The sequence below is a fragment of the Lysobacter sp. ESA13C genome (genome assembly GCF_019970005.1).
Taxonomy (GTDB): Bacteria; Pseudomonadota; Gammaproteobacteria; order Xanthomonadales; family Xanthomonadaceae; genus Lysobacter; species Lysobacter antibioticus_B.
The window spans coordinates 117346-143962 of the sequence record NZ_JAHXYK010000015.1 but is presented as its reverse complement, the minus strand read 5'-3'; the positions used below and the strand labels follow the sequence as shown (position 1 = coordinate 143962).

The window sequence follows — 26617 nt, the reverse complement described above, 5'->3', positions numbered from 1 at the left end:
TCGTGGTCGGACCGGTCGCGGTCAACGGGAAGTCGCTGATCGTCGCGGTGCCGCCGTTGTCGTTGGTCACCGTCTTGACCAGGGTCAGCGTCGCCGCCTGGTCGTCGTTGACGATCGTACAAGTCGCACTCACGCCATTGGCCAGCGTCAGGCTGTTGCCCGACAGCGTGCCGGCGGTGCAGCTCCAGGCGCCGGCGGTGTAACCGGCCACCGAAGCTTCGGTCAAGGTGTAGACGCCGGCGCTGACCGGTGCATTGGTCACCGTCGCCGTACCGCTCACACCGGTGATCGTGGTCGGACCGGTCGCAGTCAGCGGGAAGTCGCTGATCGTCGCGGTGCCGCCGTTGTCGTTGGTCACCGTCTTGACCAGGGTCAGCGTCGCCGCCTGGTCGTCGTTGACGATCGTACAAGTCGCGCTCACGCCATTGGCCAGCGTCAGGCTGTTGCCCGACAGCGTGCCCGCGGTGCAGCTCCAGGCGCCGGCGGTGTAACCGGCCACCGAAGCTTCGGTCAAGGTGTAGACGCCGGCGCTGACCGGTGCATTGGTCACCGTCGCCGTACCGCTCACACCGGTGATCGTGGTCGGACCGGTCGCAGTCAGCGGGAAGTCGCTGATCGTCGCGGTGCCGCCGTTGTCGTTGGTCACCGTCTTGACCAGGGTCAGCGTCGCCGCCTGGTCGTCGTTGTTGATGGTGCAGGTCGCGGTATCGCCGAAGGCGAGCGTCAGGCTGTTCGAAACGACCGGGGCGCCGCCGTTGACGACGCAGCTATAGGTGCTGGCGGTGTAGCCGCTCGGACCGCCGGTTTCGGAGAGGGTGTAGCTGCCCGGGCTGACCGGGGCATTGGTGACGGCGGTGGCGCCGGTGGCGCCGCTGATGTTGGTCGGGCCAGCCGCCTCCAGCGTCCAAGCCGTAGCAACCGCGGTGCCGCCGTTGTCGTTGGTGACCGTCTTGACCAGGGTCAGGGACGCCAGGATCGAGTCGCTGTCCGTCGCGCTGTTACACGGGGGATTGGCGACGTTACAGGTCGGATCGGTCACCCCGGTCGGGGGCGTCACGCTCGCGGTATTCACGGCCTGGGCATGCACCGGGTCCGCGGACAGCAGAAGGGAGGCCGCTAGCGCGACCGGCATGATCATGCGACGGCTGAACGCTGTCGCGAGGGCTTGGAATTTGGCGATCACGCTGTTTGCTCCCCGGTTGCCGTCGTGCCGAGCTCGTTGGCACGCGACGTGTTGCTAGCTAAGTGCTCGAAATGCTTCCCGGCCCCGACTACCCCTGTCGCCCGATCTGGCGCGACTGCTGCCTGCCTTACGTCGCAGGCGGCCATTGGACTCATCCTTCACATAAATGAATGGATGAGCCCCGATTGAAGAGAAGAACGGACACGGACATGCTCAGTGCGGCTGCAAAAACTGTGCCAGCCGTCTCACTTTTATGAAATCTGAAGATCTCAAAAAGCGGCTTGGTCTGGATGTGCCCCAAAGCGTCACTTTGGTTACTAGCGGCGCCAGTTGGCGCCAGCAGGGGCAAAGCGGATGGGAGAGCTATGTCTCCCCCGCGGCTGCAGCAGAGCGGCCGGCCGCGCTTGGGCCGGCCTGCGCCGTTGATTGTTTCAAATGAAACTTTTGTCTCGGTCCCGCGTCGAGCCATATCCCTCTCCCCTCTGAGAGTCCTATCGCTACAACTCGTTAAAGCCCCAACCCCTGTCCGCAGACGGGACCGATCTCGATGAAATCAGCCCTTTCGATAGTTAGTGTGCTTCCCGCTTGCGTTTAACAATCCACTAACCTCACCGCCCATTAATGTGACGATAAACACAGATTGCTCCGGAGTCACGGAATTTCGGTGACCGCCTGTCGGTTACATGCTTTGTTCGCTGAACCTCTATCAATAACTGAATGAGACGCCTGAACGGTTCAGCGAATGCCCGGGAAGAACCGGAGCGGCCTTGGAGATCGCGACCGCTAACCAAGCCCCGCCGGCGGCCCACGGCCAAGCCGCCCCAGCAGACTCGGGCAGCCAGTGAAACTTGAGGTGTCGGTCATGGCGTAAGCGGGCCGGTCCGACGGCCTCGGTCTCCGGCGGCAGCGCCCCTCAGGGCCGCTACGATCGCGACCCGACCGCAGTCTGCGAATGCCGAAGAGCGCACCCGTCGGCCGGCTGAAGTCGCCCTGGCCGGGAATCGCGCCCATAAAAAAGGGCGGCCCGAGGGCCGCCCTTCACACAACGCAGGAGATCCTGCACCCCGATAGGCGGTATCAGCCGCCGTTCTTGGCGCCGCCATTGGATTGGACCTTGGCGACGTAAGCCTTGTATTCGTCAGGCGTCAGCGCGCCGTTGGCATCGGCATCGGCCTGCTCGAAGACCTGACCCAGCGCCGGTACGGCAGCGGCCTCGGTCTTACTCAGGTTGCCGTCCTTGTTGCCGTCGACGTCGGCCCAGCTTTTCTTCTGCGGGGCGGCGGCGGTCGGCTGGGCGGCGGAAGTCGCTGCTGCGTCCTGTGCACCGGTGGCCGCGGCGGCGGCGTCCTCGGTCGGCGGCGTCTGCGCGGCGGTCGTGGACTGTGCGAACGCGAGCGGCGCGGACAGCGAAGCGACCAGAGCCAAGGTACCGATCAGCGACTTGCGGGAAATCTGGTTCATGAATGTCTCCTGGAATGAGTTTGCTGTACTGCGCGGTCTCGACTGCCGGTGGCGCTTACCGCACGAGTCCACCTTGCCGCCGCGCTTCTGAACCGATCGGCGTCCGCAAGCGTTAAAGCTACGTTGGCTTAACCACAAGCGCGGCCGATGCCGTTAGGCCGTCGGCGAAGTGAGTTGCCGGAACACGGCAAAACGTGACCTGCAGCGCCAATAGACGGCGCGACGACGGCGCGCATTCGCTGAACACAACACAACCTTTACGAATGCGCAGATCAACGCGATCGATGCGCTCTTCGCGCAGCCGCGCATTCATCGTTCAAGATCGGATTCATCGGCGACGCAAAGCGCAGGCCGCGGCGTCCTTTATGCAGTCGCTGCGACGAAACGCAGCTCGCGCTGTGCCTGACTCGGTGCCGCCACGCTCAAACACAGCTCGGCCTCGCGCTTCAGGGCCTCGCGATCGGCGGCCTTGAGTGGCCTGAACGGGGTAATGCTCAAGGTCGCCGAGCGGGCGTCGCGCTGCAGCTTCCAGGTGCCGGCGACGAAGCCGTCGACGAGGATCGTCGCCGCGACCAGGCCATTGCGGGTGAAGATCGCGCCCCGCAAGGATTCGTCGAAGATGCGCGAACGCTCGGCGTGCGAGAGCAAGACATTGTCGAACTCGGGCAGCAACCGCGCCGGCGCCGGCGTAGTCGAATCGGGACGCAGCGCATCGGGCAGGTCGAACAACTCGGTGCCGGCCTCGTCGCGAAACACCCGCAAGCCGGGGCGCAGGCGTTCGAGGCGCTCGCGCGTCGCCGTCAGCCCGGACCACGTCGTCGCATCGCGTGCGCTGGCCGGGCCGAAGGCGCCGAGATAACGCAACAGCATCGCGTCGATCGCCGCCTCGTCGGCGTTGTCGTCTATCGACGCGCCCAGCCAATCGATCGCGGTGGCGAAACACGCGGGCTTATGCGAGTCCCACAGGCCCGCCGGGGGCACGTGCACCAAAGGCTCGGCGCCGCGCACCAACGAAGCCAGTGCGTTGGCGTCGTGATCGGGCCAATGCGCACGCAGCGCCTCGCCCAGCGCCGTCGCGCTGAGCGGCTGCGCGCGCAAGGCCTCGAAGCCGGCACGCCGCAACGTCGCCAAATCCAAACCCTGCAAAGCCCGCGCATGACCGCTCTGCAACGACAGCCGCTGCAACACCGGCTGCAACACCGGGCGCAGTCTTCGATAGTCCTGCGCGCTGACCAGATGCAAGGTGCCGCGCATCATCGTCGCGCGCACCACTTCGCGGGCCTGCATCGCAGCGGTCAGATCGTCCAGGGCGAAATCGCGCAACCGCGTCCACAGCCCCAGGTAAGGCGGATTGGGCGCCTGCGCCTGCAGGCCGAGCAGGCGCTCGACCATCGCCGGCACGGATTCGCGGCTGCGTTCGAGCAAGGACTGCCGCCCCAACAGCGCGCGGTTCAGCGCACGTGCGCTCAATACCTCGGCGGCAGCCTGCCTGGATTTGCCCGAACTCGCCGTCGCGACGCGTTTCGCGCTCGGCATCGTGGTCAAACCCCGCTCGAACGATGAACCGAGCGCATTGCCCCTCGCAGCGCCAAGGGCATCACGCCTCGTCTTCCGCGTAGACCGCCACGTGCGGCTGGCCGTCCTCGTCGAGACTGACCGCGACCACGATCGGCCGGCAGCAGACTTGGCAGTCTTCGATATAGCGCTGGTCGCCGGCGGAATCGTCGATGACCAGATCGATCGGCTCGCCGCAGTAAGGACATTGGACTTCGACGCTCGGCAACATGGCGATGCCCCGGTGACGGACTGCGCATAGCATGGTGCCGGGGCGATTCCTGCGTCCAGTGATTCCTCGTTCCTGACTGCGCCAGCGCATCGCGAGCGACCGTTCGTCGCCTGCGCCCGCGCGCTCACTCTGGACTAACCCGGCGCGGCGGAAGCTGATGACGATACGGCCCGGGCTGGCAGCAGCCTCTTGCCGGGCCGATGCGATCGGCGCCCTCGGGCGCCCCATGACGGCATGCGCCCATCAAGGCGAACCGTCCGCATCCGGAGATGCGACATGAAGACCCGCCACGTGTTCAGCACGCCCGACCTCGCCACCGCGCAAGCCGCCATGGATGCAGCGCGCGAAGCCGGCGTGCACGACGACGACATCCTGCTGATCGCGCGTTCCGACATCGAACTCAAGTCGATTCCGAACGATCGCAAGGAAGCCGATACCGACCTGATGTCGGCGGCGCTGCGCGGCGCCGGCTACGGCGGTGCCACCGGTTTGCTGGCCGGCTTGCTCGCGGTCGTGATCAGTCCGATCGGCCTGACCATCGCCGGCGCGGCGGCGGCCACCGTGGCCGGCGCCATGGTCGGCTGCTGGGCCTCGGCGTTGATGGGCTCGGCCCTGCCCGACCCGATCCGGCGCAAATTCGACGCGCATATCCAGCAAGGCCGCATCCTGGTGGTGATCGACGGCGACCGCGACCTGCTGCTGCAAGCCGAGGCGCGGGTGCTGCGCAACGCCGTCGGCGCCGAACTGCTGCCGTTCGATTCGCTCAAGGCGTTCGCCTGAGCTCCAGTTCGCCGCCGCAGCGGCGGCGCGCTCACGACTTCGTAGCGTCCAGGCCTCATTGCCTGCGTGATCGCGTTTGCGAATCGCGGCGCCGCCCTTGCGTGCGCCGCGAACTGCCGATCCGGTCGCAAGACCGGCGGTTCTTCGATGGCACTCTCGGCCGGCCTCAAACCCACGCCTGCCGGACATCGGAGACCCACCATGAACCGCTCGATGCTCTCTCTCGTTTGCTCCACCGCGCTGCTCGGCGCCTTCGCCGCGCCCGCGGCCTGTGCCCTCGACCGCGCCAGCGCCGACAACGCCAGCGCGACCAGCGCGGCCGAATCGACCAAGGCGCTGCCGTTCACCGCGACCGAAGTCGCGCGCTTCAACGAACCCTGGGCGATGACCTTCCTGCCCGACGGCCGCCTGCTGGTCACCGAGAAGCGCGGCGTGCTCAAGCTGCAGACCATCGGCGGCAGCGCGCGCACCGTCAGCGGCGTGCCCGCGGTCGCCTATGGCGGCCAGGGCGGCTTCGGCGACGTGATCCTGCATCCGCAGTACGCGACCAACAAATACATCTACATCAGCTACGCCGAACGCGGCAGCACCAGCGGCACCGCCGGTGCCACGGTCGCGCGCGCCAAGCTCAACATCACCTCGACCAGCGCTTCGCTGAGCGAACTGCGGGTGATCTGGCGCCAGCCGAAAGTCAGCGGCAGCAATCACTACGGCCACCGCCTCGCGTTCGGCCCCGATCGCAAGCTGTGGATCACCTCAAGCGAGCGGCAGAAGTTCGATCCGGCCCAGGACCTCAATTCCCCGCTCGGCAAGGTCATCCGCCTCAACGACGACGGCAGCGTGCCGACCGACAATCCCTTCTACGGCCGCGGCGGCGTCGCCGCGACGGTGTGGTCCTACGGCCACCGCAACCTGCTCGGCATCGCCTTCGATGCGCAGAGCAAGCTGTGGATCCACGAGATGGGGCCGAAAGGCGGCGACGAAATCAACCTGATCGAACGCGGTTCCAACTATGGTTGGCCGCTGGTGTCGCAGGGCGATCACTACGACGGCACGCCGATCCCGCGCCACAGCACGCGCCCGGACCTCAACGCGCCGGAAGCCTGGTGGACGCCGGTGATCGCCCCGGCCGGCTTCGTCATCTATTCCGGCACCCGCTTCCCGGCCTGGGCCGGCAACGGCCTGATCGGCGGCCTGGCCTCGCAGGCCCTGATCCGCGTGCGCTTCAGCGGCAACACCGCCGCCGAAGCCGAGCGCTATCCGATGGGCAAGCGCATCCGCGAAGTCGAGCAAGGCCCGAACGGCGACGTCTGGGTGCTCGAAGACGGCACCAATGCGCGCCTGCTGCGGTTGACCCCGCTGTAAGCCCAAGCGCCGTGCCGGCCACGCCCTCTCCCGAGCGCGGGAGAGGGCCACGGCCTTATTGCGCGGCCTTCAATACCGGCTTGCGCGTGCCCAGGGCGAGTTGATAACGCTGGTGCAGGGCCTGCACCTTGGCGATGTATTCCTGGGTTTCGCGATACGGCGGCACGCCGCCATAGCGGGCGACCGTGCCGATGCCGGCGTTGTAGGCGGCCGCGACCAACATCAGATCGCCCTTGTAGCGCCGCATCAGGGCCTTGAGGTGGCGGGCGCCGGCGTTGATCGATTCGGTCGACGAGAACGGATCGAGCACGCCGTATTCCTTGGCCGTCTCCGGCATCAGTTGCATGACCCCTTGCGCGCCCTTGGACGAGACCGCCTTGGCATCGAAGCCACTCTCGGCATGGGCGATCGCGCGCAGCCAGGCATCGTCGACGCCGCTGGCCTTGGCCGCGGAACGGAACTGCGCCGGGAATTTATCGAGCTGGGCCTTGCCGACCTTGCCCAGGCCCGGATGCGCCGGCTCGCCGGGCGGCGTTTCCACGGTGAAACCCATCACCCGCACCGAACCGGGCAGCTTGCGCGTGCTGTACACGGTCTTGCCGTCCTGCTGGCGTTCGTAGAGGTTGCCGTTGATCACGCCCATCTCGCCCCACAGATTGGGCAGCTTGGCGGCATTGTCGTCGAACTCCTTGGCGACGCAGCGCGAACCGGGTTCGGGCGCGGTGGCGAGGCTGACGGTGCCGTCGCGCACGCAGCGATACACGGTGCGCGCCTGCGCCCCCGCGGCCAGCGCGAACAGGACGACGGCAGCGACGACACGCAGGGCGGCGGACGGACGGGTGTTCATTCGCCGCGATTCTAGGCCTGCCGGCGGCCCGCGCCAGCGCCGAAGGTCAGGGCGGCCGCGCTGGGTTCACGATTGCCAAGATCGCGTTCAGCCACGAAAGCGGCTCGAACCCGGATCGCCCCTGGCGACCAGGCCGGCGCAACAGAAAGGGCGGCCTCGCGGCCGCCCTTCTGCGTTGGCTGGGGACGGCCATCGCTCGCGATGGCCGTCGTCCTGGAATCAGGTGCCCGAACCGTCTCCGCTCGCCGGCGGAGCGGCCGCATCGGCCGGGGCGGCTTCGGCCGCCGGTGCGCTCGATGCCGCCGGCGCGTCGGTGGTCTCGCCCTTGCTGGCGCAAGCGGCCAGGCCGAGCACGCTGATAGCGGCCAGGCCGTACAGTGCGGTGCGAATGGTGGTCTTCATGGATGCGGTTACCTCCGGTGTCGTGTGAATCGAATCGATCGGATCGGTTGGATCGTCGTTGCTGCAACGCGTGCCGTGGTTCGTAGGCACGGACTGCACACTGCGGTCATCGCCATGAACGAAAACGCGCCGCGAAGTCCGCCGGCTACGTTTCTTTAACCAGTCCACCGGCGATACGCGTTAGGCGCGGCCCGATGAACCGGCGAAAACGTGCGTCAGGCCTCATTCGTGCCTTCGGCGATGGCGCGACCGCGACTGAACGCAACAAAACGTTTACGAACCGGGCGCGCATTCGGCGCAGCTCGACGCTCCTCGATCGCCTGGCGACGTTCGCACGCATCGGCCGGACCCCGCTGCGACCCGGCCCAGCCTGCTTATGCGCTTCGCTCCGGCCCACATGCCGCAGTGCGGATTGAAAGCGGCAGGCCGCAGGCACTAAGGTGCGACGAGATCGGCGCCGCATGCGGTCCGCCGCACCGCCACCGAGCGAGGGGAACCACCGTTTGAGCCAGCCGACGCCGCACGCGCCCGTTTCGTCCTCGCCCGCCGCCGCCGCGGCCCCTGCTCCGGACGACGGTCGCCCCGGCACCGTCCGCGCCGTCAGCCGTTGGCAGATCGTCGGCCTGTCCATCAACGACGTGATCGGCAGCGGCATCTATCTGTTGCCGGCCACCGCCGCCGCCCTGCTCGGCCCGGCCAGTCTGTGGGCGGTGTTGCTGGCCGGATTCGCAGTGGCCCTGCTGGTGCTGTGCTACGCCCAGGCGGCAAGCTATTTCGACCAACCCGGCGGCGGCTATCTCTACGCCCGCGAGGCTTTCGGCCCCTTCGCCGGTTTCGAGGTCGGCTGGATGCTGCTGGTCACGCGCATCTCGACCGCGGCCTCGCTGAGCAACGGCCTGGCCGAGGCGGTCGGGCTGTTCTGGCCGGCGGCGAAAGGCGGGGTCGCCCGCGTGGCGGTGGTCGCCGGCTCGCTCGGCCTGTTGGTGTTGATCAACGTCATCGGCGTGCGCACCGCGGCGCGGGCCGGCGTGGCCCTGGCGATCGGCAAGCTGCTGCCGCTGCTGTTGTTCGTCGCCATCGGCGCGTTCTATTTCGATGCTTCGCTGTTGTCCTCGGACACGCCGATGCCGATGGATCACCTCGGCGAGGCGGCGCTGTTGTTGTTGTTCGCCTATGCCGGCTTCGAAAACCTGCCGGCGGCCGCCGGCGAATACCGTAATCCGCGCCGCGACGTGCCGTTCGCGCTGCTGACCATGATCGTCCTGGTCACCATCATTTATTTCACCGTGCAGTTGGTCGCGCTGGGCACCTTGCCGGGCATCGCCCAGTCGTCGAGCCCGCTCGCCGAAGCCGCCGCGCATTTCAGCGGCACCGGGCTGGCGCTGGTACTGACGGTCGGCGCGGCGATCTCCATCCTGGGCACCAACAGCAATACGGTGATGATGGGCCCGCGCTATCTGCTGGCCTTGTCCAAGGATGGCTACGGGCCGCGCGCCCTGTCGGCGATCCATCCGCGCTTCCACACGCCGGCGCGTGCGGTGGTGCTGCTGGGCGTGGTCGCGCTGGCGCTGGCGCTGACCGGTTCGTTCCAGCAACTCGCCCTGCTCTCGGTGGTGGCGCGCCTGTGCACCTACATCGGCACCGCGGTGTCGGTGCTGGTGCTGCAGAAGCGTCATGGCAAGAGCGAAGGCGCGCTGCAACTGCCGGGCGGCCCGATCATCCCGATCGCGGCGATCGTGCTGTCGCTCGGCCTGCTCGCCAGCGCCAGCACCGCCAACCTGATCGCCGCGGCGATCGCGCTCGCGGTCGGCGCGGTGATCTACAAGTTCCGGCGCAAGCCCGAGGCCTGAGCCGCAGACATTGCACGCCGGCGGTTCGCCGCCGGCACGCCGCAGCGGCACCGGGAGGGGGCATCCGAAGCAGCGCTTGACCTCGACATTACTTGAGGTTTTAAGCTGCCCGGCATGTTCCCCAACCACCGACCTGCATGCATCCCAACATCAAACTCGCGCTGATCTACGGCAGCGCGCGCGAGGGCCGCTTCTGCGACGTCGTCGCCGAATGGACCCAACGCCATATCGACCGACACGGCGGTTTCGAAACCGTACCCATCGATCCCGCCGACTGGCCCTTGTCGGGTCGCGTCCTGCGCCAGGACGAAGCGCAACTGCAACAGTTGCGCCAGCGCCTGCACGCCGCCGATGCCTTCGTCATCGTCACGCCCGAATACAACCACGGTTACCCGGCGCCGCTGAAGGCGCTGATCGATGCCTGCTACGAACCCTGGCAGGCCAAGCCCGTCGCCTTCGTCAGCTACGGCGCCAGTTCGGGCGGCCTGCGCGCGATCGAGCAACTGCGCCAGGTCTTCGCCGAGCTGCACGCAGTGACCTTGCGCGACAGCGTCAACCTGGTCAGCGCCTGGCGCCAGTTCGGCCCCGACGGCGAACTGCACGAACCGCTCGCCGCGGGCAAGGCCATGACGACCATGCTGTCGCGGCTGAGCTGGTGGTCGCAGGCGCTGCGCGATGCGCGTTCGGCCACGCCGTACGAAGCCGCGGCCTGAGCTCGCTTATTGCAACGGCGGCGGCGGCGCGGGCGCGGGCGCGGGCGCGCCGTCCGGCAACTGCATGAGCTGGCGTTGCAGATCGAACAGGATCGCGGCATCGCCCGGCTGCCATTCGCGCGCTTCGTTGCCGCGGAAACGGCGATGGAACGCCGCCAGCGCCGCCCCGGGGTCGCGCAGGTCGTAGCCGACCAAACGCAACGCCGCCCAAGCATCGAAACCCGCGGGCGGTTCTGCAGGCGTGGCGCGCGGCCACAGGCCGAAGCCGGCCTCGGCCAGGCGCCGCCACGGAAACAGCACGCTCGGGTCGGTCTTGCGCGTCGGCGCGAGGTCGCCGTGAGCGACGATCGCATGGCGTGGAATGTTCAGGCGCCGGGTCAGGTCGTCGAGCAGGCGCAGCAGGCTGTCGATCTGGGCCTGCTCGAAAGGCTCGCTGCCGTCGTTGTCGAGTTCGATGCCGATCGAGGCCGAATTGAGATCGTTGATCTCCCCCCAACTGCCGGCGCCGGCATGCCAGGCGCGCATCGTGTCGGCGACCAGTTGATAGATGCGTCCGTCGGCGCCGATCAGGTAATGGGCGCTGACCCGCCCCTGCGAGTTGCGCGTCTGCAGGGTCAGCAAGGCGCGCTCGGCGCTTTCCATCTGGGTGTGGTGCAGCACGATGAGCTGCGCGCCGCGCTCGTTGTAGTTCGGCGAGCCATGCCATTGCGCGAGCGGATTATGCGACGGCGCGGTCGCGCAGGCGCCCAGGGCGAGGATCAGCGCTGCGGCGCACGAATGCAGCGGACGACGATAGGGCATGGACACGCGGTGGCGCTCGTGAGGCGATCGATGCGCCGATGATCGCGCGAGCCGGCGATCGCGGGCAAATGCTCGCGAGTGCGGCAAGATCGCGCCTCAGGCCGATTCGACCGTCTGTTCATCCGCTGCGGCCTGCGCTTTGGTGACGCGCTCGCCAAAACGCCGGTACACGGGCGCCTACAGTGGCCGCCGGCACGGGCACTCGCCCGCGCCCCGGCGCCGCCGGACCAGCGTGCCGCACGGCGCCGGACGATTCGTCACGACCATTCGCCACGACAGGAGGATCACGCATGAAGCGCAAAGGTTTCGGACTCGTCGCCGCATTCGCCTTGGCCGCGTTCGGCTTCGGTTTCGGCATCGCCCAGGCGGCCTCGTCGGCGCCGGCCGACCAGGCACTGTGCAGCTACAAGATTTGTCAGGACCGCTGCGGCGGCATGCCGGGTTGGTACCCGGGCAACGGCCAGCCCTGTCGTTGCTGCGATTGAGCCGCGATAGCGACTAAAGCAGGCGATTGACGCAGGCGCTTGCCGCGCGGGTCGATCCGCGCGGCAAGCGGCCGATTACATCGTCGGCCGGCCTTGCTGGCGCAGCAACTCCGGATCCTGGCCGCGGGCCTCTTGTTCCTTGCGACGCTGCGATGCGGTCTTGCACACGCGCTCGACCCGGTTGCTGCCGATCGGCCGCACGCGCTCGCAAATCAACTTCTCCTCGTCGCTGCGCGCGGCCTGCGCGATCCAGGCCAGGTCGCCATGCGCACTCTCGCGTTCGCTCTCGCTGAGGTCCTCGTAACGACGGCCTTCGAGCAGCTTGACCAAGCGCTCCTGGCGCGTCGTCAGTTCCCTACGGGCATTCGCGTCGAGGCCGCCATAGGCGCCCTTGCCGGTCTCGACTTCGGTGCGAATCTGCTTTTGCTGCTCCAGCACGCCCTGTACTTCGAACGGTGCCCGGTCGGGCGAAGCCGTGGCCGTCGCGCAAGCCGCGGCCAGAATCAAGGTCGATAGAATCTTTCGCATGGTCCCTTATGCCTCGTCGATAACGGCGCGGACGCCGCGGGGCGACGAACCGTCCGGTTCGCCTTCCCTGTCATGGATGGTCGATGCCGGCGCCATCGCACATCGACGCCCGGCGCCCCGATCCTAATCGGGACGCCGGGCACACTCCATAGACTTTCGACCTAGGCGATTGTCCTAATCGGGCGGTTCGTCCGAAGATCCCGGCCGGCTCAGGGCTTCAGCCAGTTGTTCGACACCGCCAGCATCGACAGCAGCTTGACGCTGTCGCCGTAGTAGTCGCTGGGGCCGCTGGAGACGGTGTAGCTCCACAGCTTGTCGAGCCAGGCCTGGGCATTCGGGTCGACGGTCGCGGCGACCGCGAACGGCGCGGTGAAGAACATGCTGTTGTAGTTCTCGACCACCTGGCCATCGAGGCGATAGCCGCTGCGCACGCGGTTGGGATCGTTGCCGGCCTTGACCCGGATCCACTGGCTCAGCTTGCGCGCGGCGCTGCGCGAACGGCTGTCGCCGCTGACCGCGGCGTCGATGCCGATCCGCCACGGCACCCGTCCGGCGTTCCAGGAGTAATAGCCGTCGGTGTCGGCTTCGAGGAAGTTCGCCGGCGCCGGCTTGGCGGTCGTGTTGGTGTTGACGATGAAGTCCGGCACCAGGCCGGTGTTCGGCGCGTAACTGGTCTGCATCGTCGACAACAGGTTCTGGTGTGCGCCGAGCACGCCGGTCCAATAACTGTCGCCGAGCTTGCTGGCGAAGGAGCGGAAGTGGCCGAGCATCCAGTCGGAACTGCGGGTGGCGTAGTAATGCTTCGGCGTGTCGGTGCTGACCCAGTCGCCCAGGTTGACCAGCTTGGTGGTGGGATTGACGTTGCTGCGGCGGATCGCGGCGATCACCTTGCGCGCTTCGGCGGCGTAGTTGATCGCGCCGCTCGAACCCCATTGCAAGTCGGCCAGCAGCAGGGCGTAGGCGATGTCGAGATCGCCGTCGGTGGCCGAGTCCGGGTCGAGGATGTTGTTGCAACTGGCGTTCTGCGCCCAGGCCAGCAGGTCGCTGTCGTTGGAACTCGGATGGCCGCGGTTGTAGCGGTGCAGGCCGTCGAACAAGGTCTGTGCCTGCGGGTCTTCGCCGGCCATCATCACCGTGATCAGCATGCCGTAGCCCTGTCCCTCCGAGACCACGTAGGCGTCCTCGGTAGCGGCCTTGACCCGATACTCGCCGGCCTTGCAGGCCGGAACGAGGTAGCGCTGCTTCCAGGTGCGATAGAACGAGGCCGTGGACTGGTCGGCCGCGGCGCGGCCGACGCTCGGGCTCAGGGTGCCGCTGGCATAAGCCTGGCGATGACTGCCGAACGGGAAGTTGGGTGCGGCCGCGGCCGAGAACGCGGCGGTGGTGGCGACGGCGAGAGCGAGCGATTGCAGACAGCGTCGCAGCGAGGTGTGGCGCGTCGTCTTCGTGTGCACTGACATGGGTGTCTCCGAAGGTGGGGAACGAAGGCCTGGCGGGAACCGCGCGCGCACTTCGCCATTCGCCGCTCCGATTCGACGGCGCGGCATGGCTGGTGTTCGATGAACGGATCGAGTGCGGGCGCGGCGGCGTTACGCGTCCGACAACGCGCGATGCACCGCGCCGGACGCAGACCGAGGCTAGCGCGCGGTGCAGCGCAGCATTCGTTCAGACGTGACCGCGCGCGTGAATGCGGCGGGCAGGCTTCGCAGATCGACGATCGTCGTAGGCCTAGAGATAACTCAGCCAGCGATCGCGGCGCCGCGCCTTGACCCCGGCGAACCAGCGCGACAGCGGATACAGCGCCGCCAGCACGCCCAGCCACAGCCCGAATACCGCCGGCAGGCTCACCCCCCAACCCGATTCGGCGATGCGCCCGGCGTTGCCGAGAATGCCGACGAACACCGCCGCCGGAATGCCGCTGGCGACGCCGACCAGCAAGGCCAGGCCGTGCACGAGATAGATATGCAGCAGGTAGGTGAACAAGGGCGTGCGGCCGAATGCGAGCAGCACGCGCCGCAGCCAACCCGCGCAATGCTCCAACGCCAACATCGCCAACAGCGATACGCCGAGCGTGACCAAGGCATACAGCAGCGAAGGCGGGTACTTGGAAACGTTGACGAAGGCCATCGCATCGAAGAGCGGGTCGGCCTGGCGCTGCCACGCCGAGGGATCGCCGAAGCCGATGCCGGCACGCAGGATCGCGAACGCCGCCAGCATCGCCAGCGCGAGCGCGGCGACGACGCGCCGGCGCCGCGGCGCATCGAACAAGAACAGCGGGCCGAGGCCATAGCCGAGGCAGAGGATGCCGACCCAGGGCAGTGCCGGATAGGCGACGAAGCCTTCGAGGCCGGGCACCGCGCCGGGCCGCATCGCCAAGGTCCACAGCGGCGCCAGCGCCCCCCATCGGCTCGGGTCGAATCCCGCCAGCAAACCGTGCCCGGCGATGATGACGATGCCAAGCGCAAGCACCGCCGTGCGCGGCAGCCAGATCAAGGCCGCCATCGCCACCATGCCGACGCCGATCGCCCAGATCACCTGCAGGAACAGGAACGGCCAGACGAAGTTGAAGCCGAACACGATCACGGTCAGTTCCAGCACGATCAGCCACAGGCCGCGGCCGAGCAGGAACCGTGACTGCGCCGGACGCGGATAAGCGCCGCCGGCCTGTTGCAGGAAGATCGACACGCCGGCTAGCAGGACGAAGCTGGGCGCACACAGGTGGGTGACCCAGCGTGTCGCAAACAACAACGGCGTGGTCTTGGCCAGGTCGGTCGGACTGAACACGAACGCCTGCCAGTGGAAGTAGTCGCGCACGTGGTCGAGCACCATCAACGCGATCACCAGACCGCGCAGGGCATCGACCATGTCCAGGCGCGCTGCGCCGAGGCGGGGCGGGCCGAGAGCGGACGAGGGCGAATCGGCATCGGGCCGATCCGATGCGGCGACGGTAGACGGCGTACTCGGCATGGCGGCGGCTTCCGATGGCCTGGCCGCGAGCATAGCGCCTGCGCGGGCCCGCCACCGGCACCGGCCGCACCGTTACCGCGGCCCTGGCCGGCGCCATCGCGGCGCCGGCCAGACCGGTTTACTCCTTGCGGATGGCGTGGCCGCCGAATTCGTTGCGCATCGCCGCCAGCAGCTTGTCGGCGAAGGAGTCCTTGTCGCGCGAGCGCAGGCGTTCGAGCAGCGAAGCGGTGATCACCGGCGCCGAGACGTTGAGATCGATCGCCTCGGCGACGGTCCAGCGGCCTTCGCCCGAGTCCTCGACATAGGGCGCGATGCCGTCGAGCGAAGGGTTCTTGGCCAGCGCGTCCGAACTCAGGTCGAGCAACCACGAGCGCACCACGCTGCCGTGCCGCCAGATCTCGGCGATCTGGTGCAGGTCCAGGCCGAAGTCGGCCTTGTGCCCCATGATCGCGAAGCCCTCGGCATAAGCCTGCATCAGACCGTATTCGATGCCGTTGTGGACCATCTTGGTGAAGTGGCCGGCTCCGCTGGGCCCCACCCGGCCCCAACCGCGATCCGCGGCCGGCGCCAGCGTCTCGAAGATCGGACGCAGGCGTTCGACCGCGGCTTCGTCGCCGCCGATCATCAGGCTATAGCCTTCCTTGAGGCCCCAGATGCCGCCGCTGGTGCCGGAGTCGACATAGTGCAGACCGTGCTCGGCGAGTTGGGCGGCGCGCCGCATGCTGTCCTTGTAGTTGGAGTTGCCGCCGTCGACCACGCTGTCGCCGGGGGCGAGCAAGGGCAGCAGTTCGGCCAGGGTCGAGTCGACCACTGCGCCGGCCGGCACCATCAGCCAGACCGCGCGCGGCGCCGGCAAGGCCGCAACCAGTTCGCGCAGGGAAGCAGTCGCCTCAATGCCGCGCGTCACCGCCTGCTCGCGCGCCGCCGGACCGGGGTCGAAACCGACCACTCGATGTCCGCCGCGCACCAGTCGTTCGGCCATGTTGGCGCCCATGCGCCCCAGACCGACCATGCCCAGATCCATGATGTCTCCTTTGTTGTATTCGGACGGCAGGCGCCGCAATCCATCGGGTTCCGGTGCGCGTTGGCGACCGGGTCGACGCCATTGTCGCGTCTGCGATGCAAATCGGGTGTGATCGCCTAGAAGATGGACGCAAAGCGAAACGTCGCAATCGCAGCATGCGCAACGCTCCGGTCCAGCATCGACACGACCTGGCGCCGACACGAACCTCGGCGCCTCATCGATCGCATCGGCCCGATCGCGCCGCCGATGCGGCGATCTAGTCCTTGCCGGTCTTCGCCCGCTGGCGCATCTGCATCGCCTCGAACACCGCGATCGCCGGCGCGCTCGGCTGGTCGACGGGGATGTCGTGCGAGCTGTTCTCGATGATGACCCGCTTGCCCAGGCGCGTGGTGCCGATCAAGGCGGTGTGGGTCTGCTCGCGGGCCGCGCTGAGGGACTGCTGGTCTTTCGGCGAGGCGCCCGGATAAGGCCGGTCGGCGCTCAACACGATCACCGGCTTGCCGTCGTGGCGTTCGCTCTTCGGCACCGGCCCGTCGTACAGCGCGCCGCGGTGTTCCGAGGCCGAGATCAACCCGGCCCAGAACGCCGGCTTGGAACGCCAGGCGAGGATCGCCGCATTCAAGCGTTCGCTGTAGTTCGGATTCGGCCCACGCAGACAGGACTTGAGTTCGGCCGGCGGCGTCGCGGTCAGCCGACCGTCCCGCGCGCCCTGTTCGCAGCTGCGGTACATCGCCAGCATCTTCGGCGCGATCTCGGCTTCGCGTTGGGCATAGCCGGGGGAAAATTCGGCGACGTTCTGCACCGGCGGGTCGACCAGCACCAGCGCCGCCACCTGCTTGGGATAGCGCTCGTCGAAACGGCGCACCACCTGGCTGCCATAGGAATGGCCGATCAGGATCAACGGTGTATCGAGGTCGGCCGCCTCGATCAAGGCATGCAGGTCGGCGACGTCGGCATCGAGATCGCGCGGCAGCGGGCCGGGGTCGCTGTAGCCGACGCCGGCGCGGTCGTAGGCGCAGACGCGGTTGCGTTCGGCGATCAGCGGCTGCGCCTTGGCCCAGGACAGCGAATCCGCAGCGAAACCGGCGTCCAACAGGACCGTCGGCTCGCCCTGACCGCTGCAGCGCAGATTGAGATGGCGCCCCTTGCCGATGTCGACCCGCTGCGCGGGTTCGGCGTAGGCGTCCAAGGCCAGATCCGAAACGGCTTTCGCTGTCGGCCCGGGCGGCGCATCGGCCGCGCCGGCCGCCCAGGCCACGGTCGCCAGCAGCGCCGTCGCCAGCCTGCCGCAGGTCTTGTTCGGACTGCTCATTACCGCCCTCGCCTTCGGTCAATGAAGCGGCGATGGTAAGCAGGAGTGCGCCGCAGCGAGATGGGGGCCGCGGCGGCCGAGACAGATGCGATTCAGTTCCGCAGCACTGCCCGGATGCGCCGACGGCAGCTGCAAAAAATATTTTCGCGAACGTGTCGATCCGGCGGTCGCCGGTTCGTCGTCATTACAAGAGCGCGGCTTCGCAACACGCTACGACACCGGACGGCCGCCGCTTCCCATAACGACATCCCCAGGAGATACCCCGATGCGCTTCATGATGCTGATGATTCCCAAAGGTTACGAATCCGCCGCAGCCGGCACCTTGCCGAGCGCAGAAGCGGTCGAGGCGATGATGGCCTACAACCGCGAATTGCAGGAGGCCGGCGTGTTGATCGCGCTCGACGGCCTGCACCCTCCGTCGATGGGCGCGCGGGTCAGCTTCGCCGGCGGCAAGCCCAAAATCACCGACGGCCCGTTCCCGGAAGCCAAGGAAGTGCTGGGCGGCTACTGGATGATCGATGTCGCCTCGCGCGAAGAAGCGATCGCCTGGGCCACGCGCTGCCCGGGCTCGGACAACGAGACCATCGAAGTGCGTCAGGTCCAGGAGATGGAAGATTTTCCCGAAGACGTGCAGCAGGCCGCCGCAGGCTTCGAGCAGTTGCAGAATCGCGGCATCCTGAGCCCCATCCCTTCCCTCTAAACTTAAGCAGACACCCGCATGTTCAAGATCATCTTGCTCGTCATCGTCGTACTCGTCGTCGTGTTCGCCATCATCGCCGCCCTGCAGCCATCGAAGTTCCGCATCGCCCGCAGCATCGTCGTCGATGCGCCGCCCGCCGTGGCCTTCGCCCAGGTCGAGGATTTCCGCATATGGCCGGCGTGGTCCCCGTACGAGAAGCTCGACCCCAACCTGCAGCGTCGTTACGAAGGCCCGGCCATCGGCGAAGGCGCGATCTACGATTGGGCGGGCAACAAGGACGCCGGCGAAGGCCGCGCGACTGTACTCGAAAGCCGGCCCGGCGAACGCATGCGGATCCAGCTCGCGTTCCGCAAGCCCTTCCAGGCCACCAACCTCGCCGAGTTCGCCTTCAAGCCGGTCGGCGACAAGACCGAGGTGACCTGGTCGATGAGCGGCGAGAAGAACTTCATGTTCAAGGCGGTGGGCTTGCTCATGAACATGGACAAGGTGCTCGGCGCTCAGTTCGAGGACGGCCTGAAGCAACTCAAGAGCATCGCCGAAGGCCAGGCGCGCGCCTGAGCGCGCCAGTCCGGCAACGGATTACCCACGAAGGCCGCCGCGATGCGGCCTTCGTCGTTTCGCGCTCCGATCAGGCGATCTCGCGACCCGCGCCGGCTTGCCAGATCCGGTACCAGTCCTCGGCATCGAGCTCGATCGACAGCGCGGCAACCGCATCGCGCAGGCCCTGGACGCGGCCGCTGCCGGTGATCGGCCACGGCCGCGACGGATGCCGCAGCAACCAGGCATAGGCCATCGTCGCCACCGAGGCGCCGTAGCGTTCGCCGAGCGCGGCCAACACCTCGTGCACGCGTACGGCCTGGGCATCGCCCTGGCCGAACAAACGCCCGCCGCCGAGCGGCGACCAGATCATCGGCCGCATTCCCAGGGTCTGGCATTGGTCGAGCGTGCCGTCGTCCAGCGCCGCCAGATGCAGCGGCGAGAGTTCGACCTGGTGCGTCGCCAGCGAATGCCGCGAATGCAGCAGCGCCAGTTGCGACGGCGAATGATTGGACACGCCCACCTGCAGGACTTTGCCGGCCGCCTTGAGCTCGTCGAAACAACGGCCGAGCGCATCGGCGTCCATCAACAGGTCGGGGCGGTGGATCAACAACAGGTCGAGGCGATCGGTGCGCAGCGCGCGCAATGAATTCTCGACCGAAGCAATCACGTGCTCGGGCGAGGTGTCGTAGGACTTGACCCGGTGCGACGGGCGTTGCGCCGAAGTCAACTTGATTCCGCACTTGCTGACGATCTGGATGCGCTCGCGCAATCCGGGATTCGCCGCCAGGGCCTCGCCGAACAAGGCCTCGACGCCGTAGTCGCCGTAGATGTCGGCGTGGTCGAAGCTGGTGATGCCGAGATCCAGGGCCGCGCCGATCCAGTGCAGGCGTTGCTGGACGTCGAAATTCCACTCGGCCATGCGCCAGGCGCCGGCGACGATCGGAGACAGGAACGGATCCGGATGGGACATGGGCGGGGGCCGAAGTCGAAAGACCCCAGTCTAGGGGGTCGCCCGCGGCGGCAGAAGTCCGCACCGCCTCGGCGATCAGGCCGGCTGGCGCTCGACCAGTTCGCCCGCGCGCGCATGCACCTCGTCGAACACCGCCTCCAGACCCGGGTGGACACCACGCACGCCGGCGACGACCTGCGCCGACCAATCGAAATAATCCTGCTTGCGTTGCGCCGGCCAATCCGCCGGCGGTTGCGCGAGCAGATCGCGCAAGTTGCAGATCTTGTCGGCCAGCTTGATCAGCTGGGCCTCGCGCGACAGCTGCGGCGCGTGCTCGATCTGCAGGCGCTTGCGCTCGGCCTTGGGCAGCGACTTGTCGTCGCTGACCTCGAGCACGATGGCGGCGATACGCGCGCCGAACACCGCTTCGATCTCGGCCGCGCTGGTCTGCGTGTCCTCGACGGTGTCGTGCAACAAGGCCGCGCACAAGGCGTTCGCGTCGTCGACGCCGCCTTCGTTGGCCAGCACGTCGGCCAGGGCGATGGGGTGATTGATGTAGGGCGAGGCCTCGGCATCGCGGCGGCGTTGATGGCGGTGGCGCTCGGCCGCGAAGGCAGCGGCGCGAATCAACAATCCATGGGTCGTGTGCATGAGCTGCTCCTTGCAGGTCTCCGCCCAGCGGCTCGCGCCACGCAGCATCGGCTGCGCGGCGGGAATCGGAAAGGGGATGGCGACGGGTCGTTCGCGGGCTGCGAACCGGCACGGCCGCTGCGGCCATTATAGACCGCCGCAGCCGCGCCGGTCCCGGCGCAATGTTTCCGCTGAGAAACGCTTGCGCGCCCTCGCTGCGCTTACGTAGCCGCGACGGCGGCGAGCGCCTCGATCTCGAACAGCATGCCGTCCAGCGCCAGTCTCGGCACCGGAATCAGGGTGCAGGTCGGGCGGTGCTCGCTGCCGAAGGCCGCGGCCAGTTCGGCGCCGAACGTATGCAGGCGCGCTTCGCTGTGATCGACGATCAACACGGTCAGCTTGACCACGTCCGACGGCGATGCGCCGGCCGACCTCAACGCGATGACCAGGTTGTGCATGGCCTGGCGCACCTGCGCCTGGAAATCGTCGGCGAGCGCGCCGTCGGCGGTTTCGCCGCCCTGCCCGGCGACGAACACCCAGCGCACCGCGCCGGCGACTTCGGCCACGTGCGAGTAACCATTGGGGGCGGGATCGTAGAGGCCGGCCGGGTTGCTGAGGATCAGGACCGGCTTCGGGTTTGCAGCGTTCATTGCGATTCCTTCGATGTGGGGTTATCGAGCTGCGGTCGATCGCCGTCATATTCAATACGACGGTCAGTGCGGCGCTTCGACTCGCTCTCTAGCTCACGACGATTCACTGCATCGGTCTGTGACATCCGCCGGTTCGGCTGGTCTCGTCAGCGTGGCCATCGGCCTGCATCGATGGCTGGATGCAGACGAAGCCCGCGCCTTCTTTGCTCCCCTTGGTAACGGGGCCACGCCCGAAGCGCACGAAGCCCGGCACGTCGGCGCGTGGGGATTTGCTTCAGCCGATGAGGCGACAGAGAGAGCAAGAGCAAATCCCCCCGCCCCCCTCAACAAAGGGGGAGTGCGGTGTGGATCGGGCAGCGTGGCGTCCGGCAGGAGCCTGCGTCCCGACGAAGGTTTCAGGGCCTGTCGCCGACACTCAGCGCAAAGCCTTCGTCTAGCCAACCGGTGATGCCGCCGGCCATCAGCTTGACCGCCAGGCCCAGCTGAGCGAGGCGCACCGCCGCGCGCGCCGCGCCGTTGCAATGCGGCCCGGCGCAATAGACCACGAACAGGGTCGAGGGCGGGTACGCGCTCATCTTCGAGGCGATGATCTTGCGGTGCGGCAGGCTGATCGCGCCCGGCAAATGGCCTTTCGCGTAAAGCGCGGGGCTGCGCGCGTCGATCAGGACGAAACCGGGCGCGCCCGATTGCAAGGCTTCGTGGGTGTCCCAGCAATCGGTCTCGAAGGCGAACTGCGATTGAAAGTGCTGCAGGGCCAGCTCGGACGCAGCGGCAGGGATCTCGGTGACGGCGTTGCGCATGGCGGGTTCCGGGAAACGATGGGAGGAGGTGCAGCCATTGTCGGCGCGGCCGGCTCCGGCCACTATTGGCAGGAATGCCAAGCATCGATCAAATCATGCCGAAGTCGACACCCCGCCCCGGCCCCACCAACCCGCGCGTCGCCGTGCTCGCCTACGACGGCCTGTGCGCGTTCGAATTCTCCTGCGCCGCCGAGGTGTTCGGTTTGGCGCGGCCAGAACTCGGCGCGGGCTGGTACCGCTTCGAGACCTGCGCCGCGCAACGCCGCCCTTTGCGCGGCCAGTACGGGCTGAAGATTTCCGCCGATGGCGGACTCGACCGCCTGGTGCGCGCCGGTACGGTGATCATTCCCGGTTGGAGTTCGATCGATGCCGCGGTGCCGACACGCATCGTCGAAGCGCTGCGCGAAGCCCATGCGCGCGGTGCGCGCCTGCTGTCGATCTGCTCGGGCGCGTTCGCGCTCGCCGCGACCGGGCTGCTCGACGAACGCCGCGCGACCACGCACTGGCGCTATGTGGACGCCCTGCGCGAGCGCTATCCGCGCATCCGTGTCGATCCGAATGCCTTGTACATCGACGAAGGCAGCCTGCTGACCTCGGCCGGCAGCGCCGCCGGCCTGGACTTGTGCCTGCACCTGGTACGCCGCGATTGGGGGCCGAAGATCGCCAACCACGTCGCCCGCCGCCTGGTGATCCCGCCGCACCGCGAAGGCGGCCAGGCCCAGTACATCGACCGCCCGATCGAGCGCGAGGCCGACAACGCGCTGTCGCCCTTGCTCGAACGCATGCGCAAGCGCCTCGCCGAACCGCTGCCGGTGGCGGTGCTCGCCGACATGGCCGCGATGAGCGAACGCAACTTCATGCGCCGCTTCAAGCAGAGCACCGGCATGACTCCGGCCGACTGGCTGATCCAGGCGCGCGTCGACCGCGCGCGCGAACTGCTCGAAACCACGGCCTGGGCGATCGACCGCATCGCCGGCAGCACCGGCTTCGGCAGTGCCATCACCATGCGCCATCACTTCCGCCGCAAGCTCGGGCTGAGCCCGCGCGATTACCGCGAGCGCTTCGCCCGCGACGCCTCAGCGGCTGCGAACCGCTAAGTCGCCCTAACCCGCATCGACCCGGTTAGTCGCGCACCACGCCGGCGGCCTCCAGCCAACCCCGCAGCCCCTCGCAATCGCGATAACGCAAGCCGCGCGCGCCCAGCGCCACCGCCGCGGCGACGTTGTCGGGGTCGTCGTCGACGAACAGCGCCTGCCGTCCCTCGACCCCGGCGCGGGCGAACGCCGCACGGAAGATCTCCGGCTCCGGCTTCAGCAAGCCGAGTTCGCTGGAATTGACCACGGCGTCGAAGCGTTCGCTCAGCCCGAGCGTCTGCAGATCGCGCGCCAGCCGCGTGGTCGCATTGCTGACCAGGACCAGACGCAGACCGGGACGGCAGTCGTCGAGCAAGGCCATGACCTCGGTATCGAGCTGTCCGCAAGGCTGCGACCACTGCCCGACCGCGGCCTCGGCCTCGCTGCCGGGATAGCTCGCACGCAAGCGCTCGGCCACTTGCTCGCGCCATTGCTCGTCGGTAATGCGGCCGGCCAGCGCCTGGTCCAGCAAGGCCGGCACGAAGGCGATGCGCCGCAGGCTGCCGATCGGCAGGCCGTGGGCGATTTCGATCGCATCGTCGCTGGCCGGCCATCGGCGCAGCACGCCGTCGAAATCGATCAACAACGCCGCATAGCCCGGCGCCTGGGCCGTAGCGAGGCCGTGGTCGTTCATGCCGCGATTATCCGCGCGTCCGCGGCGACTCGCCACGGGCAGCGACGCGATGAATACGACGCGGCAAGCACGCGCCCGCGCGCGATCAGGCCTTGCGCGGCGGCATGCGAAACTTGCGCCCACCCTTGAGCAAGCCCATGACCGCGTCGTGGCATTGCGTGCAATAGAAGCCGCGCTCCTGGCCCGAACGCGGGTCCAGGTTCTCGTGCGGCTCGACGCAGTCGGGCAGGTAGGGACGAATCGACTTCATGTCGAGCACCGCGGAGTAATACACCCATTCGCGGCATTGCTCCGACCAGGCCTGGCCGCGAAAGCCGACCGCAATGCCGGCCGCGGCCAGGGCGTGTTCGAGCGGGCGCAGGTGTTCGCAGACCATGCTGCGATCTTGCCCGACCGCGGCGGTGAGTGTAAGCCGCGGCCCTCAGTCGCCCGGATGCGCCGGATGAGTCTGGATCTGTCGCGACAATGCCTGCTCGAAGGCCCGCCCTTCGTCCAGACGGCGGTCGATCTCGGCCATCGGCAGCCAACGCCCTTGCGCGAACACGCCGGCGATCTTGGCGACGTTGTGGAGGTCGGCCAGCGGGTCGGCGTCGAGCAACACCAGATTGGCGCGCTCGCCCTCGCGCACCGCGCCGCTGCCGCCTTTGGGGTCGAACAGACGATGCGCGTTGATCGAGGCCGCGCGCAGCACCTCGATCGGGCGCAGGCCGATCTCGCGCAGTTCGATCATTTCCTGCTGCACCGAGACGCCGAAGGCCAGGCCCGGCAGGGACGCATCGGTGCCGACCGTCAGCGGCACGCCGCGTTTCCACAACTGCCGGGTCAGCACGCGGGCGAAGTCGTAGCCGGCCGAGAAAGTATCGGCGCCGTCCTGGTCGCGGAATGCCTGGCTCAGGTAGCGGTTGGCCGGCGGCGCCCAGTCGATGCGGGTGACCGGATCGACGCGCGCCGCCCAATCGCCCGGCACAGGCGGCACCGCGCGCTGCACGTACATGCCGACGATGGTCTTGAGCGTGACCAGGGTCGGCGTGACCGCGATCTTGCGTTCGGCGACCGCATCGGCCAGCACGTCGAGGTCGCGCGGCGCCAGATCGGAGCCGATGCGCGCGTAGCGGGTCAGCTCTTCGCTGTGGGCGATGTTGTCCATCGGATGGGCGAAGGCGAAGGCGCGGTCGGCGCAGCTCGCGCAACCCAGCTCGGGCAGATGGCCGCTGGTGATCATGCCCTGCCGCCCGGCCTCGTCGACGACCGCTCGATAAGTCTCGCGGTTGAGGAACTGATAGGGCTTGATGAAATCGTAGCCGCGCTCGCGCGCCTGGCGCACCGCCGCGGCGCCGTCGGCGGCAGTGGTCGGCGCCTCCGGCTTCGAGGCCGGCACCGTTGCGGCCGGTTGCACAGCGACCGCAGCGCGCGGGCCGTTGATGCGCTTGCCGACATACAACTGCGGCCCGGCGATACGGCCGGCGGCGATTTCCTCGCGCAGCCACAGCAGGTCTTCGTCGCTGCGCGCGCCACCGCCGAGATTGGCCGCGCCGGTCACCCCGGCCTTGAGCAAGCCGAGCATCACCTGGCGGTCGTAGCGATGCGCCGACCCAAGATCGATCGTGGAGATCCTCGGGTCCTTGCTGTCGCGGATCGCGCCTTCGTTGGCGAGGTGCACGTGCGCATCGACGAACCCGGGCACCAAGTACTTGCCGCGTCCGTCGATGGTGGTCGCGCCATGCGCTTTCGCCTTCGCGCCCGGTGCCAGGATCCGCACGATGCGGCCGTCGCGGATCAGCACGCTGCGGTGCGGCAGCACCTCGTCGGTATCGGCCGGGATCACGGTGACGTCGGAGACCAGCCAGGTGCCGGCCGCTTGCGCCGGGGCCGTGTCGGCGGCGCCGGCGGCGGTCGCGCCCGCAGGATTCGTGGCCCCCAAGGTCAAGGCCAACAAGTAAGCGATCATTCCCGACTCCTGGCTCGTTCTCGTGCCGATGATCCGTCGACGATAATAGGCGGCCGATCCGGCGGCATCGGCCGCAGGTCGCACGCGGACCGGCACGCCCGCGCCAACGACAGATGCACGGACCGGCGCCAGGGTTGAAAGCGCTCGCCACCCTAGCTCTCGCCACCCTAGCTCCCTCCTCCCCTCGGTTCGGCCGCATCCGCAAGCGCTCGCCCCGGCTGCCGCGAAAACGGCGGGCGGCGGTCTCGGATATCCTCCTGTCCGGAGCTGCGCCTCCGCTTTCTCCGGCAACAGGTTCGAGTCATGCAACACGCCACTCATCGGGTTCATCGCAACGGATTCACCGTGTCGACCGAGCGGGCACCGTCGTGAAAGACAAGATCGTCGTCTTCACCGGCGCCGGCGTCAGCGCCGAGAGCGGGCTCAAGACCTTCCGCGACATGGGCGGACTCTGGCACGAGTACCGCCTCGAAGACGTCGCCTCGCCGCAGGCCTGGCAACGCGATCCGGCCACCGTGCTGCGCTTCTACAACGAGCGCCGCAAGGGCGTGCTCGCGGCGCGACCGAACGCCGCCCACCTGGCCATCGCCCGGCTCGAAGAGAAGTACGAGGTCGTGGTGATCACCCAGAACATCGACGACCTGCACGAACGCGCCGGTTCGTCGACGGTGATCCACGTGCACGGCGAAATCCTCAAGGCGCGCAATACCGTCGCGCCGGAACGGATCTATCCGCTCAAGCGCCCGCTGATCGAACTCGGCGACCTGTGCGAACGCGGCAGCCAGCTGCGCCCCGACGTGGTCTGGTTCGGCGAAGCCGTGCGCCACATGGACGAGGCCGAGGCGCATTTCTCGACCGCGGCCAAGGTGCTGGCGATCGGCACCTCGTTGAGCGTCTACCCGGCCGCCGGCCTGGTCGCGTATGCCCCGTTCTCGGCCGAGCGCTGCTTCGTCTCGCCCGAGCTGCAGGAGGTGCCTCGCGGTTATCGGTTCCTGCAAGGCACGGCGACCGCGGTGGTACCGCCGTTGGTCGAGGAATGGCTGCGCTGAGCGCGAGTCGATAACCCGCTGATCGATAGATAGCCGGCTGATCGATAGCCGGCCGGCAGACCCTCATGGCCCCGTCCGCC

The 26617-nt window shown here is 67.9% G+C and carries 29 protein-coding genes; 9 read left to right on the top strand and 20 right to left on the bottom strand.

Annotated elements, in window-relative coordinates; translation table 11 throughout:
• The 5 genes from LC490_RS23380 to LC490_RS23360 form a co-directional block, all read right to left on the bottom strand.
• A partial coding sequence (locus LC490_RS23380; protein WP_223621783.1) for a hypothetical protein occupies positions 1-1183 on the bottom strand: 1183 nt, incomplete at its 3' end.
• A gap of 1077 nt (positions 1184-2260) precedes the next feature.
• Complete coding sequence (locus LC490_RS23375) at positions 2261-2644, bottom strand: hypothetical protein (protein ID WP_031371971.1); 384 nt, start codon at positions 2642-2644, stop codon at positions 2261-2263.
• A 118-nt stretch (positions 2645-2762) separates the two neighbouring features.
• Positions 2763-2957 carry a hypothetical protein gene (locus LC490_RS23370; RefSeq protein WP_152566217.1) on the bottom strand — a complete coding sequence of 65 codons (195 nt, stop codon included), beginning with the start codon at positions 2955-2957 and terminating at the stop codon, positions 2763-2765.
• 50 nt (positions 2958-3007) lie between these two features.
• Positions 3008-4180 carry a winged helix DNA-binding domain-containing protein gene (locus LC490_RS23365; RefSeq protein WP_223621792.1) on the bottom strand — a complete coding sequence of 391 codons (1173 nt, stop codon included), beginning with the start codon at positions 4178-4180 and terminating at the stop codon, positions 3008-3010.
• Between the two features lie 61 nt (positions 4181-4241).
• Positions 4242-4430 (bottom strand): CPXCG motif-containing cysteine-rich protein, encoded by a 189-nt coding sequence (locus LC490_RS23360; protein ID WP_031371973.1) that lies wholly within the window; start codon positions 4428-4430, stop codon positions 4242-4244.
• 276 nt (positions 4431-4706) lie between these two features.
• Here LC490_RS23360 and LC490_RS23355 point away from each other — a divergent pair, with 276 nt between their 5' ends.
• Complete coding sequence (locus LC490_RS23355; RefSeq protein ID WP_031371974.1) at positions 4707-5210, top strand: hypothetical protein; 504 nt, start codon at positions 4707-4709, stop codon at positions 5208-5210.
• A gap of 201 nt (positions 5211-5411) precedes the next feature.
• A complete protein-coding gene (locus LC490_RS23350) occupies positions 5412-6575 on the top strand; it encodes a PQQ-dependent sugar dehydrogenase (protein ID WP_223621782.1) in 1164 nt (387 codons plus the stop codon).
• A 55-nt stretch (positions 6576-6630) separates the two neighbouring features.
• Here LC490_RS23350 and LC490_RS23345 read toward each other — a convergent pair whose 3' ends face one another.
• Positions 6631-7422, bottom strand: coding sequence for a lytic transglycosylase domain-containing protein (locus LC490_RS23345; RefSeq protein ID WP_223621781.1), 792 nt, complete (start codon positions 7420-7422; stop codon positions 6631-6633).
• A gap of 219 nt (positions 7423-7641) precedes the next feature.
• Positions 7642-7824 (bottom strand): hypothetical protein, encoded by a 183-nt coding sequence (locus LC490_RS23340; protein ID WP_057916776.1) that lies wholly within the window; start codon positions 7822-7824, stop codon positions 7642-7644.
• A gap of 614 nt (positions 7825-8438) precedes the next feature.
• On the opposite strand from LC490_RS23340, the gene LC490_RS23335 reads away from it, so the two are divergent.
• Together LC490_RS23335 and LC490_RS23330 are read left to right on the top strand one after the other, a co-directional pair.
• Positions 8439-9674, top strand: a complete 1236-nt coding sequence (locus tag LC490_RS23335) for an APC family permease (RefSeq protein ID WP_223621791.1) — start codon at positions 8439-8441, stop codon at positions 9672-9674.
• 137 nt (positions 9675-9811) lie between these two features.
• Positions 9812-10387: an NAD(P)H-dependent oxidoreductase gene (locus tag LC490_RS23330; protein ID WP_223621780.1), complete on the top strand. Its 576-nt coding sequence runs from the start codon at positions 9812-9814 to the stop codon at positions 10385-10387.
• A gap of 6 nt (positions 10388-10393) precedes the next feature.
• Here LC490_RS23330 and LC490_RS23325 read toward each other — a convergent pair whose 3' ends face one another.
• Entirely contained in the window at positions 10394-11188 is a 795-nt protein-coding gene (locus LC490_RS23325; RefSeq protein ID WP_223621790.1) for an N-acetylmuramoyl-L-alanine amidase, read from the bottom strand.
• 290 nt (positions 11189-11478) lie between these two features.
• Between LC490_RS23325 and LC490_RS23320 the strand changes: the two genes are divergently transcribed.
• Positions 11479-11673 (top strand): hypothetical protein, encoded by a 195-nt coding sequence (locus tag LC490_RS23320; RefSeq protein WP_031371981.1) that lies wholly within the window; start codon positions 11479-11481, stop codon positions 11671-11673.
• 75 nt (positions 11674-11748) lie between these two features.
• Here the strand turns inward: LC490_RS23320 and LC490_RS23315 are convergent, their stop codons facing one another.
• From LC490_RS23315 to LC490_RS23295, 5 genes are all read right to left on the bottom strand, one after another.
• The gene (locus LC490_RS23315; protein ID WP_223621779.1) at positions 11749-12201 is read right to left on the bottom strand and encodes a hypothetical protein; all 453 of its coding nucleotides are present in this window, start codon (positions 12199-12201) and stop codon (positions 11749-11751) included.
• Positions 12202-12410: 209 nt separating this feature from the next.
• Positions 12411-13661 (bottom strand): glycosyl hydrolase family 8, encoded by a 1251-nt coding sequence (locus LC490_RS23310; protein WP_051884933.1) that lies wholly within the window; start codon positions 13659-13661, stop codon positions 12411-12413.
• A 268-nt stretch (positions 13662-13929) separates the two neighbouring features.
• Complete coding sequence (locus LC490_RS23305; protein WP_051884935.1) at positions 13930-15168, bottom strand: heparan-alpha-glucosaminide N-acetyltransferase domain-containing protein; 1239 nt, start codon at positions 15166-15168, stop codon at positions 13930-13932.
• A gap of 118 nt (positions 15169-15286) precedes the next feature.
• On the bottom strand, positions 15287-16192 hold the full coding sequence (gnd, locus tag LC490_RS23300; RefSeq protein WP_031371985.1) for a phosphogluconate dehydrogenase (NAD(+)-dependent, decarboxylating): 906 nt from the start codon (positions 16190-16192) through the stop codon (positions 15287-15289).
• Between the two features lie 256 nt (positions 16193-16448).
• Entirely contained in the window at positions 16449-17504 is a 1056-nt protein-coding gene (locus tag LC490_RS23295) for an alpha/beta hydrolase (RefSeq protein ID WP_223621778.1), read from the bottom strand.
• An 85-nt stretch (positions 17505-17589) separates the two neighbouring features.
• Between LC490_RS23295 and LC490_RS23290 the strand changes: the two genes are divergently transcribed.
• Both LC490_RS23290 and LC490_RS23285 read left to right on the top strand, forming a co-directional pair.
• On the top strand, positions 17590-18204 hold the full coding sequence (locus tag LC490_RS23290) for a YciI family protein (RefSeq protein WP_223621777.1): 615 nt from the start codon (positions 17590-17592) through the stop codon (positions 18202-18204).
• An 18-nt stretch (positions 18205-18222) separates the two neighbouring features.
• Complete coding sequence (locus LC490_RS23285; RefSeq protein WP_223621776.1) at positions 18223-18762, top strand: SRPBCC family protein; 540 nt, start codon at positions 18223-18225, stop codon at positions 18760-18762.
• A 70-nt stretch (positions 18763-18832) separates the two neighbouring features.
• Here the strand turns inward: LC490_RS23285 and LC490_RS23280 are convergent, their stop codons facing one another.
• From LC490_RS23280 to LC490_RS23265, 4 genes are all read right to left on the bottom strand, one after another.
• Complete coding sequence (locus LC490_RS23280; protein ID WP_223621775.1) at positions 18833-19714, bottom strand: aldo/keto reductase; 882 nt, start codon at positions 19712-19714, stop codon at positions 18833-18835.
• A gap of 75 nt (positions 19715-19789) precedes the next feature.
• Positions 19790-20344 (bottom strand): HD domain-containing protein, encoded by a 555-nt coding sequence (locus tag LC490_RS23275; RefSeq protein ID WP_223621774.1) that lies wholly within the window; start codon positions 20342-20344, stop codon positions 19790-19792.
• A gap of 200 nt (positions 20345-20544) precedes the next feature.
• Positions 20545-20973, bottom strand: coding sequence for a RidA family protein (locus tag LC490_RS23270; RefSeq protein WP_031371991.1), 429 nt, complete (start codon positions 20971-20973; stop codon positions 20545-20547).
• A 395-nt stretch (positions 20974-21368) separates the two neighbouring features.
• A complete protein-coding gene (locus LC490_RS23265) occupies positions 21369-21773 on the bottom strand; it encodes a rhodanese-like domain-containing protein (RefSeq protein WP_057916763.1) in 405 nt (134 codons plus the stop codon).
• Positions 21774-21868: 95 nt separating this feature from the next.
• Here LC490_RS23265 and ftrA point away from each other — a divergent pair, with 95 nt between their 5' ends.
• Positions 21869-22870: a transcriptional regulator FtrA gene (gene ftrA, locus LC490_RS23260; protein WP_031371993.1), complete on the top strand. Its 1002-nt coding sequence runs from the start codon at positions 21869-21871 to the stop codon at positions 22868-22870.
• 25 nt (positions 22871-22895) lie between these two features.
• On the opposite strand, the gene LC490_RS23255 is transcribed toward ftrA, so the two are convergent.
• The 3 genes from LC490_RS23255 to LC490_RS23245 all read right to left on the bottom strand — a co-directional run bounded on the left by LC490_RS23255 (position 22896) and on the right by LC490_RS23245 (position 25488).
• Positions 22896-23540, bottom strand: coding sequence for an HAD-IA family hydrolase (locus LC490_RS23255; protein ID WP_223621773.1), 645 nt, complete (start codon positions 23538-23540; stop codon positions 22896-22898).
• Positions 23541-23625: 85 nt separating this feature from the next.
• Positions 23626-23916, bottom strand: coding sequence for a hypothetical protein (locus LC490_RS23250; protein WP_051884936.1), 291 nt, complete (start codon positions 23914-23916; stop codon positions 23626-23628).
• Positions 23917-23961: 45 nt separating this feature from the next.
• Positions 23962-25488: an amidohydrolase family protein gene (locus LC490_RS23245; RefSeq protein ID WP_223621772.1), complete on the bottom strand. Its 1527-nt coding sequence runs from the start codon at positions 25486-25488 to the stop codon at positions 23962-23964.
• Positions 25489-25856: 368 nt separating this feature from the next.
• Here LC490_RS23245 and LC490_RS23240 point away from each other — a divergent pair, with 368 nt between their 5' ends.
• A complete protein-coding gene (locus LC490_RS23240; RefSeq protein WP_223621771.1) occupies positions 25857-26537 on the top strand; it encodes an NAD-dependent deacylase in 681 nt (226 codons plus the stop codon).
• The last annotated feature ends 80 nt before the right edge of the window (positions 26538-26617 follow it).

What these genes read in the sequence shown, in the direction of transcription:
- LC490_RS23250 (WP_051884936.1), bottom strand. Translation starts at nt 23,916, where the DNA reads ATGGTCTGCGAACACCTGCGCCCGCTCGAACACGCCCTGGCCGCGGCC.
- LC490_RS23290 (WP_223621777.1), top strand. Translation starts at nt 17,590, where the DNA reads ATGCGATTCAGTTCCGCAGCACTGCCCGGATGCGCCGACGGCAGCTGC.
- LC490_RS23375 (WP_031371971.1), bottom strand. Translation starts at nt 2,644, where the DNA reads ATGAACCAGATTTCCCGCAAGTCGCTGATCGGTACCTTGGCTCTGGTC.
- LC490_RS23275 (WP_223621774.1), bottom strand. Translation starts at nt 20,344, where the DNA reads ATGCACACGACCCATGGATTGTTGATTCGCGCCGCTGCCTTCGCGGCC.
- LC490_RS23305 (WP_051884935.1), bottom strand. Translation starts at nt 15,168, where the DNA reads ATGCCGAGTACGCCGTCTACCGTCGCCGCATCGGATCGGCCCGATGCC.
- LC490_RS23270 (WP_031371991.1), bottom strand. Translation starts at nt 20,973, where the DNA reads ATGAACGCTGCAAACCCGAAGCCGGTCCTGATCCTCAGCAACCCGGCC.
- LC490_RS23285 (WP_223621776.1), top strand. Translation starts at nt 18,223, where the DNA reads ATGTTCAAGATCATCTTGCTCGTCATCGTCGTACTCGTCGTCGTGTTC.
- LC490_RS23365 (WP_223621792.1), bottom strand. Translation starts at nt 4,180, where the DNA reads ATGCCGAGCGCGAAACGCGTCGCGACGGCGAGTTCGGGCAAATCCAGG.
- ftrA (WP_031371993.1), top strand. Translation starts at nt 21,869, where the DNA reads ATGCCGAAGTCGACACCCCGCCCCGGCCCCACCAACCCGCGCGTCGCC.
- LC490_RS23360 (WP_031371973.1), bottom strand. Translation starts at nt 4,430, where the DNA reads ATGTTGCCGAGCGTCGAAGTCCAATGTCCTTACTGCGGCGAGCCGATC.
- LC490_RS23255 (WP_223621773.1), bottom strand. Translation starts at nt 23,540, where the DNA reads ATGAACGACCACGGCCTCGCTACGGCCCAGGCGCCGGGCTATGCGGCG.
- LC490_RS23320 (WP_031371981.1), top strand. Translation starts at nt 11,479, where the DNA reads ATGAAGCGCAAAGGTTTCGGACTCGTCGCCGCATTCGCCTTGGCCGCG.
- LC490_RS23315 (WP_223621779.1), bottom strand. Translation starts at nt 12,201, where the DNA reads ATGCGAAAGATTCTATCGACCTTGATTCTGGCCGCGGCTTGCGCGACG.
- LC490_RS23280 (WP_223621775.1), bottom strand. Translation starts at nt 19,714, where the DNA reads ATGTCCCATCCGGATCCGTTCCTGTCTCCGATCGTCGCCGGCGCCTGG.
- LC490_RS23345 (WP_223621781.1), bottom strand. Translation starts at nt 7,422, where the DNA reads ATGAACACCCGTCCGTCCGCCGCCCTGCGTGTCGTCGCTGCCGTCGTC.
- gnd (WP_031371985.1), bottom strand. Translation starts at nt 16,192, where the DNA reads ATGGATCTGGGCATGGTCGGTCTGGGGCGCATGGGCGCCAACATGGCC.
- LC490_RS23350 (WP_223621782.1), top strand. Translation starts at nt 5,412, where the DNA reads ATGAACCGCTCGATGCTCTCTCTCGTTTGCTCCACCGCGCTGCTCGGC.
- LC490_RS23330 (WP_223621780.1), top strand. Translation starts at nt 9,812, where the DNA reads ATGCATCCCAACATCAAACTCGCGCTGATCTACGGCAGCGCGCGCGAG.
- LC490_RS23370 (WP_152566217.1), bottom strand. Translation starts at nt 2,957, where the DNA reads ATGAATGCGCGGCTGCGCGAAGAGCGCATCGATCGCGTTGATCTGCGC.
- LC490_RS23265 (WP_057916763.1), bottom strand. Translation starts at nt 21,773, where the DNA reads ATGCGCAACGCCGTCACCGAGATCCCTGCCGCTGCGTCCGAGCTGGCC.
- LC490_RS23245 (WP_223621772.1), bottom strand. Translation starts at nt 25,488, where the DNA reads ATGATCGCTTACTTGTTGGCCTTGACCTTGGGGGCCACGAATCCTGCG.
- LC490_RS23340 (WP_057916776.1), bottom strand. Translation starts at nt 7,824, where the DNA reads ATGAAGACCACCATTCGCACCGCACTGTACGGCCTGGCCGCTATCAGC.
- LC490_RS23325 (WP_223621790.1), bottom strand. Translation starts at nt 11,188, where the DNA reads ATGCCCTATCGTCGTCCGCTGCATTCGTGCGCCGCAGCGCTGATCCTC.
- LC490_RS23355 (WP_031371974.1), top strand. Translation starts at nt 4,707, where the DNA reads ATGAAGACCCGCCACGTGTTCAGCACGCCCGACCTCGCCACCGCGCAA.
- LC490_RS23295 (WP_223621778.1), bottom strand. Translation starts at nt 17,504, where the DNA reads ATGAGCAGTCCGAACAAGACCTGCGGCAGGCTGGCGACGGCGCTGCTG.
- LC490_RS23310 (WP_051884933.1), bottom strand. Translation starts at nt 13,661, where the DNA reads ATGTCAGTGCACACGAAGACGACGCGCCACACCTCGCTGCGACGCTGT.